This is a genomic window from Halalkalicoccus subterraneus (assembly GCF_003697815.1).
In the GTDB taxonomy this organism is placed as follows: domain Archaea; phylum Halobacteriota; class Halobacteria; order Halobacteriales; family Halalkalicoccaceae; genus Halalkalicoccus; species Halalkalicoccus subterraneus.
Genome location: NZ_RDQG01000085.1, coordinates 175222 through 188097, shown reverse-complemented (window position 1 = coordinate 188097; position 12876 = coordinate 175222). Strand labels below are relative to the sequence as shown.

The window sequence follows — 12876 nt, the reverse complement described above, 5'->3', positions numbered from 1 at the left end:
CGCCGTGATTTAGTAGCTCGTTCACGAAACCGGGCATATGGAACCGAACGATATCGGCTCGTATCTCGACTCGTTCTCGCACCGCGACTGGCAGGAAGCAGACGACGGTGCGGGCCCGATCCGGTTCGCGATGGTCGGACTCGGCTGGTGGACCCAGGACGAGGCGATGCCCGCCGTCGAGAACTCGACGTTCTGTGAGACGACCGTCGTCGTCAGCGGCTCGGCCGAGAAGGCAGAGAAAGTGGCGAACGAACACGAAACCATCGAAGCCGGGCTCACCTACGACCAGTTCCAGAACGGCGAGGCAAGCGACGCCTACGACGCGGTCTACGTCTGCACCCCGAACGCCACACACCTCGAACACGTCGAGACGGCCGCCGATCAGGGAAAGGCGATCCTCTGTGAGAAGCCCATGGAGGCATCCGTCGAGCGGAGCGAGGCGATCGTCGAGGCTTACAGCGAGGCGGACGCGACGGCAATGATCGCCTACCGGATGCACACCGAGCCGACCATCAGGCGGGCCCGCGAACTGGTGCGGGCCGGTGCGATCGGCAAGCCGGTCCACGTCCACGGTGACATGTCCCAGGGAATCGTCGGCTGGGGAGCCGATCAGTGGCGTCTCGATCCCGAACTCGCGGGCGACGGGGCGAGCGTGACGGACCTGGGCATCTACTCGATCAACACGACGCGGTTCGTCCTGGATCGCGACCCGGTCGCCGCACAGGCGATGATGCACAGCGACCACGAGTACTTCTCCGAGGTCCCCGACGAGGTCGCGGCATTTACCGTCGCCCTCGAAGGCGACGTCTACGCGACCTGCACCGCGAGCCAGAACGCTCAGCAGGGCAGCCACCTGCGGATCGTCGGGACCGAGGGAACGATCCTGATCGAGCCCGCGTTCCACGGTGAGAGCAACCTCGAACTGGTGAAAGGAGAGACGTCGGCCGTCCTCGACACGCCAGGGGTCGACCAGATGGAAGAGGAGTTCGACTACTTCGCGGACTGCCTGCTCTCGGGACGCGACCCCGAGGGAACGCCCGAACACGGACTGGTCGACATGCGGACGCTCGCGGCCGTCTACGAGAGCGCCGAGCGCGGCGAGCGCGTCGAACTCTGAGGAGCTACTCGCGTGGCGTTGGCGAAGCACCGCTAGCGATATCGGATCCCCGCCGAAGACCACCACGCGGACCAGCGAACTGAAAGCGAGAGGACTATACATCACTCGGTGATTACACCGGGTAATGAGACGACGAGCGTTTCTCGCGTCGGGGGCTGCGATAACGACCGGCTTGGCCGGCTGTTCCGCGAACCCGGTCGACAGCGGCAACGAAGGAACTGACGACGATACGCTGCCGGTCGCGACCTACGGGTCGTTCGTCGACGCGCCCAGCGACAGTCCGGGACAATGGATCAAAGAGGAGTTCGAAGCGCGCCACGACGTCGAACTCGAGTGGCATACGCCCGATCAGGAGATCAACCACTACATCGAGCGCCACAACGAGGACGCCGGGATCGAACCCGGGCTCTATCTCGGCCTCGGTCCTCACGACCTCGTGCGGATCGATGAAAACACCGAAAACGAGCTGTTCGCCGAACTCGACGGGAGCGAACTCGAACACGCCGAGGACATCGATGAACAGTACTACTTCGACCCGAACGACCGGGCGATTCCGATCTACAGTAGTTACTGTGCGATCGTCTACGATGGACGAACCGTCGAAAAGCCGGAGACGTTCGAGGACCTCCTCTCGCCCGAATACGAGGGACGGGTCGCGCTGGCGAACCCCCAACAGGGGACCACGGGACTCCTGTTTTTGCTCTGGACGATCGATCACTTCGGCGAGGACGGCTATCTCGAGTACTGGGAGGAGCTGCGGAACAACGACATTCGGATCCTCGACTCGTGGGAGGACGTCTACACGCAGTTCGAGGAGGAGGAGGTGCCAGTGATCGTGTCGTACTCGAACGACCGGATCTACGCCGAGCGCTCCGGTAACGACATGGAGAAACATCGGGTCTCGCTGCTGCACGACGAGGGGTACGCGGACGTCGCCGGGATCGCCCGCTTCGCCGAGGGCACGAACTACGAGTTGGCCACCACGTTCGTCGATTTCGTCCTCTCGCCGGAGGTCCAAGCGGTGATCGCCGAGCGAAACGTCACCAGTCCGGTCAACGTGGAAACCGAGTTGCCCGAGATCTACCGGGAGTACGCCAAGGACCCCGACGAGCCCGTGCTCTTCGGCTACGACGTGCTCTCGGAGAACCTCTCGACCTGGGTCGACGACTGGGGGCGAGCGATCGCCGGCGGCCAGTGAGCGCCCGCGTGGCGACGGGACTTGGGGGACGATGAGTGACGATTCGCCCGTCCCCCGTTCCGACGGGGTCGCGGGGTCCGAGACCGGACGGCAAGGTGTCCGTCGGGTACGCGATTCGCTCGAACGCCGGGCGCTCGCCCTGCTCGCGGTCGGAACCACCCTCGTTCTGCTGTTGCTGTTTTACTACCCGGTCGCGACGGTGCTGGTCGAGGCGCTCGTCGTCGCGGGACGCCCGACACTGGGAGTGTTCACCGAGTTGCTTCGCGATCCGTTCTACTTCGGCGGCCTCGTGCGCGTGTTCGCCGGCGAATCGCCCCTCTCGGTCGCCCGAGACGTCCTCTCGGGGGAGATCCGCCTCGGGGTCGTCGGGTTCACCGCCTATCAGGCGGTCCTCTCGACGCTGCTGAGTCTCGCGCTCGGACTTCCCGCGGCGTACCTGCTCGCACGCTTCGAGTTCCGGGGTCGCCGGACGCTTCGCTCGCTGACGATCCTGCCGTTCGTGCTCCCCTCGATCATGGTCGCGATCGGCTTCGTCGCCACCTTCGGGCGAAACGGAACCCTCAACGGCGCGCTCGGGCTCGTCGGACTCGGACCGGTCGAGCTCCTCTTTACCCTCGAGGGAGTTCTGATCGCCCACGCCTTCTACAACGCACCGCTGATCGCGCGGGTCACGACCGCCGCCTGGGAGTCGGTCGACGCGAGCGCGGTCGAGACCGCCCGGAGCCTCGGGGCGAGCCCGTTTCGCGCGTTCGTGGACGTGATCGCCCCGCAGCTCTACCCGGCGGTGTTGATGGGCTCGGCGTTGGTGTTCGTCTTCACGTTCGGGAGTTTTCCCATCGTCCTCGCACTCGGCGGGTTCGAACTCGCGACCATTGAGGTGTTCGTCTACCAGCTCGTGCGCGAACTGAACTACACCGAGGCGGCCGCCCTCGCGATCGTCGAACTGGCCGTCTCATTGGGCGTTCTCTACGGTTACCTACGCTACGAGGCCGAACACACCGTCCGCTCGCGCGGGATCCGCCCGCTTTCCCGCCGGTCGCTCGTCCCCAGCGAGTTCTCGGTTCGCGAGCTGCTTCCCCGTCTCGGGCTCGGGATCTACGCCCTCGTTACGCTGTTCGTGTTCGTCTCGCCGATCGTGAGCATGGTGTATACGAGCGTTACCGGCCCGAGCGGGCTCACTCTCGACCACTACCGGTTCCTGGTGGATCGGCAGGCGACCGGGGCGGCCTATCAGGTTCGGCCGTGGCCGGCGATCCGCAACTCGCTTCTGTACGCCGTCGGTGCGCTGTCGCTTGCCCTGCCGATGGGAGTGGTGGTCTCGGTGCTGACGACCCGGCGGTACCGGGGCCGGAAGCTGGTCGATACGGTCTCGATGGCGCCGCTCGCGGTTTCGGGAATCATCGTCGGGATCGGGCTGCTCCGCGGACCGGTCTTCGGGATCGAGGTCGCCGGCTGGCGTCTCTCCGTCGGCGGTGCCCTCGCCATCGTCGCCGCCCACGCCGTCTCCTGTTACCCCTTCGTCGTCCGGACCGTTGCGCCGGGGCTCGAATCGATCGACGGGCGACTCGTCGATTCGGCGCGCGCGCTCGGCGCCTCCCGGATGCGCGCGCTGATCGATATCGAACTACCGCTCGTCTGGCCGGGGGTAATCGCCGGGGCGGCCTTCGCCGTCGCCGTCTCGATCGGTGAGTTCTCCTCGACGGTGATCCTCGCGACCGGCACCGCCCAGTACACGATGCCGGTGGCGATCGAGCGATTCATCGGTCGCCGCCTCGGACCGGCGACCGCGATGGGCGTCGTTCTCCTGGTTGTGACGACGATCAGCTTCGTGATCATCGACCGGCTCGGCGGCGAGAACACCGGCCTCTGATCACCGAGGTGTGACGCCGTCGCCGACCGCGATCCGACCGGAGTCGACGATCCGCGCGCGCAGCCCGCCGCGGTGGACGAGCGCGTCGTGCAGCCCGTCGATATCGAGCAGTCCTTCGAGATACGAACACGGCTCGCAGAGTTCGACGCCCTCGCAGACGACCTCTCCGACCGAAAAGCGCTCGTCGACGAGGTGGTTGAGCGCGACTCCCCGTGTGGTGACGTTCCGCCGGTGGGCCCCAGGAGGAATCTCGATCGAGAAGTCGCGTTCGAGCGCGGCGAGCGTCTCCGCTTCGATGAGCGTGATCTCCCGTGAGGTCCCGCGGGCGGATCGGGAGTAGGTCCCCTGCTCGGCGAAGTAGCGATCCCCGCGCAGCCCGCGTCCGGCAACGGCCTCGACCGTCTCGTGGGACTCGGTCGTGGCGCTGGCTTCGGGCGCGATGTGGATCGTGGAAACCGTTCCGGAGGCTGGTGTACTCATGGTACCTCTACGGGCTCTCGACCATCAATCGTTGCGTCGAGGAAAGCTACGAGCGAGGACGGATCAGTCGTCGCTGCTGACGGCGGGTCTGGCGCCGGTATCGGGCTCGTCGACGAACCAGCCGCCGGTCGTCGCCTGCTCGGCGATATGGGGCTGGAACACCCACGCCGCGAGGACGAGGATGGGAACCATCGTGACCGCGACGACCGCGTAGCCCAAGTGAAGGTTCGGGAGAAGCGTCGCCGAGAAGACGAGCGGGTAGATCGATCCGCCCGAGGAGCCGATTCCGCCGACGATGCCCGCGACGCTGCCCGAGCTATCGGGGAACATCGCGGGTACCTGCGCGAAGATCGCTCCCTCTGAGAACGCACAGCCGACCCCGACGAAAAAGCCCGCGACGACGGCGGCATAGATGTTACCTGAGAGCCCGGCGATAGTCATCCCGATCATCGCGACGACGACGAGGACGAGGGTCGAGAACGTCCACTGTTCCCTGTATCGTCCCTCGAACCACGGCAGGAGTTCGATCTCCTTGCGGGCGACGACGTCGCTGACGTAGCCCCCGATCGGCCGGAGCAGCCCGGCGGCGATCGAGAACGTCGCCGCGAACGTCGCCGCGATCACGATATCGCCCTCGCCGAACGCCTCGCGGTAGTAGGTGCCCAGCCAGCCGTTCATCGCGAGTTCGAGCCCGAACGTCATGACGTAGGCGACCGAGAGCACGACCGCACCGTAGCGGGTGGCGATGTAGAGCCACCGTCGGGGGCTCACGTCGGCCTTGGTCGCCTCCCGTTTCTCGACGTTTTTGGCGGCGTCACCGAAGAGGAAGTAGACGATCCCCAGAACGATCGCGAGCACACCGGTGTAGAAGAAGGCGGCCCGCCAGTTGGTCGTAAAGAGCGGGCCGGCATAGTCCTCGCCGAAGATACGCGGGAGGGTGAAGTAGGCGCCGATCCCCGCACCGGCGTTACCGATGCCGGCGAAGATCCCCTCGGCGGTGCCGAGGTTCTCCTCCTCGAACCACTCGGAGACGTGCTGGATGCCGATGACGAAGGTGATGCCCGCCAGCGAGGCGACGATCCGCGAGGCCGTAAACACCTCGTAGGTCGTGGCGTAGGCGCTGATGATACAGAACACCCCCACAGTTACCATCGTGACCCCGGCGGTCACCGGCGCGCCGAACTTATCGGTCAACGGGCCGATCACGATACGGCCGAGCGGGACGGCGATGACCGCGGCGCTTGAGACGATCCCGAGTTCGGCCACCGAGAGTCCGAACTCCTCGGCGATCCCGCCGGTAAAGGGCGCAAAGGAGAACCAGATCACGAACCCGAGGTTGAACATCGCGGTCGCCAACAGGAGGTTCTTCCACTTGCCGCGGATCACAGTTCCCCTCCACTTTGCCCGGTTCCGATCGCGGTATAACTACGATCTTCCACTACTATCGCGTATTCGATGACGTTCATATCGATAATTCGATTTCAGCTGACCACTCAACCGTAATAACGGCTTCGCTACTGATATTAATAAACCCACCATAGAAGGGGAGGTAACTAGTGGTATATGGTGATTTAGGGGGAGTATAAGGAAGAGATCATCTGATCGGCCGAAATAGGAAACGATCGTCGAAGATAGTTACCGTGCAGAATCACGATTCGAACCGGGTTGCCATCGTCCATCGGCTACCGGACGAAAATTGCTTCGAACTGTAGTTAATCACCGAAAGAACTACTATCCACCCGGTGCAACCGTGTGTTATGAGCACTCACCTCATCGGCGGAGCCGAACACGACACCGAGCACAAACTCGCGGTCCTAGAGGCGGTTCGACGGGAGAACAACGTTCGGCTCAGCGCACTGACCGAAACGCTGTCGCTCGACGGACGAACCGCTCAGGGACTCCTCGAAGAACTGCGCGGTGACGGCCTGGTTTCCTGTAGCCCGCTACGATACGACGACGATCTCGTCGTCTCGTCGCTCCCCCGACTGCGCGACCAAGAGCGCACGAAACTCCACCGGCTGGTCTACAACTGAACCGGCAGCAGGCTCGACACGGCAACGGGCCGATCCGACGGGTTCGGAAGCGAAAACTGCGGGGAAGGATCTTACTGCGGGACAATTTCGAGTGCTACTCGACGAAAGCACGATAACCGGGCGACTAGCCGTCCCTCATTCGTCGTCTTCGCCAGGCCGAGACGCGTAAACCGCCTCGAACGGCCCCGTTCGCACAACGGGCGCCAGTGGAGAACTCCCCGCTTGTTTCATCCGTTATCGCGAGAAGAACGTAAAGGAGGGAGCGATCGACCACGGACGTGTCCGAGTTCTCGACCGGCGAAAGGGACAAGAGAGAGGGACACACCGGTCTTGAATTTCATATCACATATACTATCTAACCAGTCGCTAATCCCTCAGGTCATTCGACAGATACGAGTCTGAGATTTGAGGGGGTATGGAGCCGAAAAATCTAACTGGACGTTTATTTATACCGACTGACTGATTCGGAAGTGACCATGAGCGCAGTATCGGTACTGGCAGGGATCTCGTCTCCCGTGTTGCGGGGGGTGTTAATCGGTGCGATAATGATGTTAGTCGGCGGACCGCCGACGCTTCGGTACGTCGTTCGCCCGGAACTGGAACGCTACGGCTTGGAGACGGCTCGCATGGATCGCTTCACTTCGATGACCGTCGGCGCCGCGCTCGTCGGCGCTGTGCTCGCTGCAAGCGCACTCGCGGTGAGCACGGTCGAAGCGAGCGGCGTTGGTTCGCTCGTCGGGTGGGCGAGCGCGACGCCGGACGGACGAACGTGGCTGGCTCTCGTCGCGGTCGCCGGTTTCCTGGGTGTCCTGACGGCGGGCCGACGATTCCTCTCGCCGCGCCACTGGCTCGACGCCGTCTGCGTCGGCGGGCTCGGAATGTTGCTTGCGTTCTGCTGGACGCGCTACTCGATAGCGGTCGACAGCGAGGCAGTGGCGATCGTCGCGAAGTTCGGTCACATGACGGGTGCGGCACTGTGGGTCGGCGGGTTGGCCGTCCTCGCGGCGTTCCCCGCGCTGTTGGGGAGCGAACCCGACGAGGCGACGGTGGCCCCGTTGATCAGGTCGATCATCCGCCGGTTCTCGATGATCGCCGTCGCCGGCGTCACGGTCGCCTTCGCGACCGGAATCGTGATCGCCGCGTGGCACGTCCCGACGCTCTCGGCGCTCGTTTCGACCCCGTACGGGCTCCTCCTCTCGGCGAAGGTCGGCCTCGTCTCGCTTGCGGCCGCGATCGGCGGGTTCAACCGGGTCGTCGTCCACGAGCGCATCGCCACCTCCGCGGACGAGCCCCGCTCGACGGCGGCGATTCCGGGGCTACTCGCGGTCGCGAAACCTCGGATCGCCCCGTCGGACGCCGTCTCGGCTGTCACACGCTCGGTTCGCCTGGAGCTCGCCGTGCTGGTCGTGGCCATTGCGCTGTCGGTCGTCCTGACCACCATGACCCCGTCGTACGAGCTCTTCGGCGCAACGGTCGCCGCGTCCGGTCGGCTCGCCGTCGGCGCTGCCATCGGGTTCGCGACGCTGCTCAAGACCAGCGCGGTCGCCATCGCGCTCGTCGGTTCACTCGCGCTCGGATACGAGCTCGGCGCGTCCGACCTCGTCGGGTGAGCACCCGAATCGTCGGCCCACACAGTTATTCCCGGTCGACGAGAGATATCAGATATGAGCAACGACGGCACCGAAAGCAACTACGATCTCATGGAGATATTCATCATCAAGTTCGTTCTCGCCGATGTCGTCATCATCACCGCGTTGTTGCTCGCCGATCCCCTGTACGCCGTCGCGATCACCGCACTGCTCGTCGTCAGCGTCTTTTTGACGTGGTATCTGACCCAGCGAATCGGGTCGGAAAGGAACGACGAACCCGAGCCGGATCCGATAACGAAACTGCAGGCGCGCTATGCCGCCGGCGAACTCTCCGAGGCGGAGTTCGAGGCGGCGCTCGACCGATTGATCGATGCGAACGAGCGCGCCGAGCGCGCAGGCGTCGAGACTCGGGAGCTCTCGATCGAACGGTCGGACTGATTCAGGGTTGAGATCCTCGCGCCCGTTCGATCGCCTCGTGAAGGTGCTCGGGCTCCTCGATCACTGTCCGATCGCACCGAAGAGCCGGGAATCGGCGGCGCTCGACGACGAGTTCCTCGCCGGTCAGCCGGACGTCCTCGACGGCCGACCACGGGGAGAACCGCCGCTGGGCCGGATGTTTCACGGTCAATCCCGCCTCGTGAACCCGAAGCTCCGAAAGCCACTGTGGCTCCATCGCGTCTTCGAACCGGTCGGAGAGATACCGCCGCAGCCGGCCGCCGGCGTCGGAATCCGTGGACTCGAACCGGAGCGCGATCCCGTAGAGAAGCGCGTACAGGGTGAAAAATACCAGCCCGACTGAGAGTTGGCCGGTACTGACACTCTCGCCGGCGGAAAGGAGCACGAGAAGGAGAGCATTGAGAAGGCCCAACGCGATCCAGCGCCGGTCCCGGTTCGGGTTCAACAGCGGGGTCGAGGCAAGGGGCTCGTCGGGAGTCATCGCCTTGGTGTAGCGAGTCCGTGACATGGAGGCGATGGCGAGCGCGGGAACCGCGGTGATCCCCGCCCCGACCGCGGCTCCGAGCGCGAGCGCAATCGACAGCCGCGGGACCAGCGCGACGAGCAGGGCGCTCGCGGCGAACGCGACGGGGACGACAAACGGCAGCGCCATCGAACGCCCTCCCCGGCCAAGACGCTCGGGCAGGCCGCGAACGTGACCCGAGGCGATCCCGCCCGCGACAAGGCCGACGGTGATCGCCGAGGCGACGGCCCCGAGTGCGCTTGCCGTCGACGCGTCGGCCGCGACGCTGATAACGACGGCGAGCGCGACGAACACCGCGGCGACGTACGCCCCCGCTGCGGCCATGAACCCGGCGTCTGGCACGCCGGGCGTCTCCGGAAGGGAGGGCACACGCTGATGGCGGGACATACCAGCCGATAGGAACCACTGGCAAATAAAAGTACGCTCCCTGATACGTCACCCGTGTCAGGGCGGACCGATCGGGATCCCACATGAGGCTCGTCACGCTGTCCGGTTTCGTGTGGCGGCGTACCGAACGGTTACGAGCGGGAGTCCGAACAGGGAGATACGCTGGTCCGCCAGGACGTCGCCCTCCGTTCGCGCAGCGTCGGTGCTGGCGGGAACCTTCGTACCCCCGGCCGGCGAGACGCGAAAGCACTGGCTGGCCGGGAGCGCGAAGGCTCCCACGTCCGTGTGGAGGTACAGCCCCCCACCGGGACAGGCGGTCGTGAGCGTGATTCCCTTGCCGTAGTGGTCCATTCGAAGAACGGTGGAGAGGTTCGCTCCCGGAAGCGGCACGGCGATATCGACGAAGCGCTCGCCGTCGTCGACGAAACTGGCGTAGACGGCGACGAACACCCCTTCGCCGGTTGCGGCGTCCGTCCGGATCCACAATCGTGGGTCGTCCCGCGGGTCGGCTGACGCAGCCGACTCCTCCAGCGCGAACAGGTCGCTCGATACCCGCTTCGAATCGGCGCCCGGGCCGGGGAGGTTCAACTGTTCGATTCGGCTCGTCCATCGGCTGGCCATCGGCGCGCCGAGCGAGTAGGGGAAGTGCCACGTGGCAGCGACCGTCATCTCGAAGTCGTCCGTTCGCTCGTAGAGGTCACGGACGTTCGGATGGACGCGGGCCGGATCGAATCCGGGGCGGGCGTAGTCCGCGAGCGACCCCATCTCGCCGGAGATTCGGTCGCCGCGAACCGCCTTGCGCTCCGGCCACGTCGGATCGATCCGAGCGTCGCCGTGGAGCGGGGAAAGGGGAACAGCTCTCGCGCGACGGCGCGCTCGTTCTATCCCGACAGCAGCGACACCGAGGACGGCGAGGACGAACGCTACGGCGCGAGCCGACGGCTTGAACACGGTCGTCGTAGGTGCCACCCGGAGTTAAGCCTCGGGTCGCCGGTCGTCCGAGCGAGGAGTCCCCAGTCGGAAGGAGACCAGTCAACGAACCGTCGTGCTGGCGACCGGCAGTGGACATATTGTATTAATACGTATAATGACGCTATATTATATACAGTAACTATAGTTCTGTCCGGATGTGCTTTAGAGACGTGATATTTTCTATTTATTAAACGGATACGTTTTTACATCCTCGGACACACATCTCAGACATGATTTCAAGGACAGTTGATGGTCGAAAGGGAGTAAAACAGAACGATTACGGATCAGCCTAGTCGTAACTATGGTTCACAAAAAAGAGCACGTCAAAGAGGAGTTGTACGGCGACGCAGTCAGGGAGAAACTCGAAGCGTTCGCCGAGAAGGGGTGGGACGCGATCCCGGAGGACGAACGCGAGGACTGGTTCACGCGGTTCAAGTTTTGGGGTATCTTCCACCAACGCAGCGGTCAGGAATCGTACTTCATGATGCGCCTGACCAACTGCGGCGGGATCCTCGAACCGGACCAGCTCCGCGCGATCGGCGAGATCGCACGCGAGTATGCTAAGGGTCCCGCAGAGAACCCCGAGTTCGGGAACGGGTGGATCGACCTCACCACCCGCCAGTCCGTGCAGCTGCACTGGCTCAAACTGGAGGACGTCCCGGAGATCTGGGACAAGCTCGAAGCCGTCGGCGTCTCGTCGCGGTCGGCCGGCGGGGATACGATGCGTAACATCTCGGGCTGTCCCGTCGCCGGCAAGGCCGAGGAGTACGTCGACTCCCGGCCGATCCTCGACGAGATCCAGGAGACGATCCGGGACGACGACGCCCTCTCGAACATGCCCCGGAAGTTCAACATCTCCGTGTCGGGCTGTCGACAGGGCTGCGCGCAGGACTCGATCAACGACATCGGCCTCGAACCGGCCCACAAGTTCATCGACGGGACGGAGGTCGAAGGGTTCAACGTGCGAGTCGGCGGCGGACTCGGCGGTCGCGAACCGCGGCCCGCCCGATCGTTGGATCTGTTCGTTCGCCCGGAGCATGCTGTCGAAACCGTCCGAGCGTTCGTCGAGCTCTACCACGAGGAGGGCAACCGGCAGAACCGCTCGAAGAACCGCGCGCGCTTTTTCGTCGACGACTGGGGGACCGACGCGATCCGGGAAGCCCTCGAAGAGCGCCTTTCGTTCCCGCTCGAAACCGCGGGGACGAACTTCCGCGGCGAGTACACCTACAACGCCGGTCTCCCGGCGGAGCAGGGCGCCCACGATCACGTCGGCGTCTACGATCAGGAGGACGATCGGAACTACGTCGGGCTCTCGGTCCCGGTCGGGCGTCTCCCGGCCGAGGAGGCCATCGAGCTTGCGGATCTCGCCGACGAATACGGGAGCGGCGAGGTTCGCCTGACCCGTCGACAGAACCCGCTGATCATGGACGTCCCCGACGACCGGCTCGACGAGCTGCTCGCCGAACCGCTTCTGGGAACTCACACGCCTGAGCCCAACCCGTTCGTTCAGGGGGGAATGGCGTGTACCGGAACGGAGTTCTGCTCGATCGCGCTCGTCGAAACGAAGGCACGAACGGCGCGCTTGCTGCGCTGGCTCCGGAACAACGTCGAGGTGCCGGACGACATCGATCGGATCAAGATCCACGTCTCAGGGTGTACCGCCGACTGCGGCCAGGCGATGACCGCGGATATCGGCCTCCAGGGGATGCGCGCGCGCAAGGACGGGGAGATGGTCGAGGCGATGGACGTCGGTATCGGCGGCGGTATCGGGACCGAACCGGCGTTCATCGAGTGGGTTCGCCAGCGCGTTCCGGCCGACGAGGTGCCCGGCATGCTCAAAAACATCATCGAGGCCTACGCCGCGCTGCGGACGGACGAGCAGACGTTCCGCGACTGGGTCGATGCGACCGGCCACGAAACCATCGTCGAACTCGCCGAGCCCGAGGAGGTAGACGGCTACGAGGACCTCTCTCTGACCGACGCGAAGCAGTCGTGGTACCCGTTCGACGACAGCGAGAGTCCCGCACCGACCAACGAGAACGGGGTTCCGATCGCTATGGACGACTGACTCGCATCACGACGAAACTCGAAATCGGGATACACCGATGGAAACACGTTCGTCGACCGCGAAGCTCGCTCGAAACGAGAGTATCCGGAGTGCCTCCTAGGTCGACATGAGACGCAGGGCGAATGTTCCTATTCTCGTCATTTTAATTCGTATTTTATTTTACTGAATGTTTCGATAGAAGCG

11 protein-coding genes are annotated in these 12876 nt (G+C 64.4%); 7 read left to right on the top strand and 4 right to left on the bottom strand.

Annotated elements, in window-relative coordinates; genetic code table 11:
• Positions 1–37 precede the first annotated feature (37 nt).
• From gfo6 to EAO80_RS18145, 3 genes are all read left to right on the top strand, one after another.
• Positions 38–1117, top strand: a complete 1080-nt coding sequence (gfo6, locus tag EAO80_RS18155; RefSeq protein WP_122091236.1) for a D-xylose 1-dehydrogenase Gfo6 — start codon at positions 38–40, stop codon at positions 1115–1117.
• A 124-nt stretch (positions 1118–1241) separates the two neighbouring features.
• Positions 1242–2315: a thiamine ABC transporter substrate-binding protein gene (locus EAO80_RS18150; RefSeq protein WP_122091235.1), complete on the top strand. Its 1074-nt coding sequence runs from the start codon at positions 1242–1244 to the stop codon at positions 2313–2315.
• Between the two features lie 31 nt (positions 2316–2346).
• Positions 2347–4185, top strand: a complete 1839-nt coding sequence (locus EAO80_RS18145; protein WP_122091234.1) for an ABC transporter permease — start codon at positions 2347–2349, stop codon at positions 4183–4185.
• Here the strand turns inward: EAO80_RS18145 and EAO80_RS18140 are convergent, their stop codons facing one another.
• Complete coding sequence (locus EAO80_RS18140; protein WP_122091233.1) at positions 4186–4665, bottom strand: MOSC domain-containing protein; 480 nt, start codon at positions 4663–4665, stop codon at positions 4186–4188.
• Positions 4666–4728: 63 nt separating this feature from the next.
• A complete protein-coding gene (locus EAO80_RS18135; RefSeq protein ID WP_122091232.1) occupies positions 4729–6051 on the bottom strand; it encodes an MFS transporter in 1323 nt (440 codons plus the stop codon).
• Positions 6052–6422: 371 nt separating this feature from the next.
• Here EAO80_RS18135 and EAO80_RS18130 point away from each other — a divergent pair, with 371 nt between their 5' ends.
• The 3 genes from EAO80_RS18130 to EAO80_RS18120 all read left to right on the top strand — a co-directional run bounded on the left by EAO80_RS18130 (position 6423) and on the right by EAO80_RS18120 (position 8725).
• Entirely contained in the window at positions 6423–6698 is a 276-nt protein-coding gene (locus tag EAO80_RS18130) for a hypothetical protein (RefSeq protein WP_122091231.1), read from the top strand.
• A 476-nt stretch (positions 6699–7174) separates the two neighbouring features.
• Entirely contained in the window at positions 7175–8308 is a 1134-nt protein-coding gene (locus tag EAO80_RS18125; protein WP_122091230.1) for a copper resistance D family protein, read from the top strand.
• A 54-nt stretch (positions 8309–8362) separates the two neighbouring features.
• Positions 8363–8725, top strand: coding sequence for an SHOCT domain-containing protein (locus EAO80_RS18120; protein WP_122091229.1), 363 nt, complete (start codon positions 8363–8365; stop codon positions 8723–8725).
• Position 8726: 1 nt separating this feature from the next.
• On the opposite strand, the gene EAO80_RS18115 is transcribed toward EAO80_RS18120, so the two are convergent.
• Both EAO80_RS18115 and EAO80_RS18110 read right to left on the bottom strand, forming a co-directional pair.
• Complete coding sequence (locus tag EAO80_RS18115) at positions 8727–9653, bottom strand: PH domain-containing protein (RefSeq protein ID WP_122091228.1); 927 nt, start codon at positions 9651–9653, stop codon at positions 8727–8729.
• Between the two features lie 93 nt (positions 9654–9746).
• Positions 9747–10604 carry a hypothetical protein gene (locus tag EAO80_RS18110; RefSeq protein WP_122091324.1) on the bottom strand — a complete coding sequence of 286 codons (858 nt, stop codon included), beginning with the start codon at positions 10602–10604 and terminating at the stop codon, positions 9747–9749.
• A 322-nt stretch (positions 10605–10926) separates the two neighbouring features.
• Between EAO80_RS18110 and EAO80_RS18105 the strand changes: the two genes are divergently transcribed.
• A complete protein-coding gene (locus tag EAO80_RS18105) occupies positions 10927–12693 on the top strand; it encodes a nitrite/sulfite reductase (RefSeq protein ID WP_122091227.1) in 1767 nt (588 codons plus the stop codon).
• Positions 12694–12876 lie beyond the last annotated feature (183 nt).

What these genes read in the sequence shown, in the direction of transcription:
- EAO80_RS18105 (WP_122091227.1), top strand. Translation starts at nt 10,927, where the DNA reads ATGGTTCACAAAAAAGAGCACGTCAAAGAGGAGTTGTACGGCGACGCA.
- EAO80_RS18125 (WP_122091230.1), top strand. Translation starts at nt 7,175, where the DNA reads ATGAGCGCAGTATCGGTACTGGCAGGGATCTCGTCTCCCGTGTTGCGG.
- gfo6 (WP_122091236.1), top strand. Translation starts at nt 38, where the DNA reads ATGGAACCGAACGATATCGGCTCGTATCTCGACTCGTTCTCGCACCGC.
- EAO80_RS18120 (WP_122091229.1), top strand. Translation starts at nt 8,363, where the DNA reads ATGAGCAACGACGGCACCGAAAGCAACTACGATCTCATGGAGATATTC.
- EAO80_RS18150 (WP_122091235.1), top strand. Translation starts at nt 1,242, where the DNA reads ATGAGACGACGAGCGTTTCTCGCGTCGGGGGCTGCGATAACGACCGGC.
- EAO80_RS18130 (WP_122091231.1), top strand. Translation starts at nt 6,423, where the DNA reads ATGAGCACTCACCTCATCGGCGGAGCCGAACACGACACCGAGCACAAA.
- EAO80_RS18140 (WP_122091233.1), bottom strand. Translation starts at nt 4,665, where the DNA reads ATGAGTACACCAGCCTCCGGAACGGTTTCCACGATCCACATCGCGCCC.
- EAO80_RS18115 (WP_122091228.1), bottom strand. Translation starts at nt 9,653, where the DNA reads ATGTCCCGCCATCAGCGTGTGCCCTCCCTTCCGGAGACGCCCGGCGTG.
- EAO80_RS18145 (WP_122091234.1), top strand. Translation starts at nt 2,347, where the DNA reads ATGAGTGACGATTCGCCCGTCCCCCGTTCCGACGGGGTCGCGGGGTCC.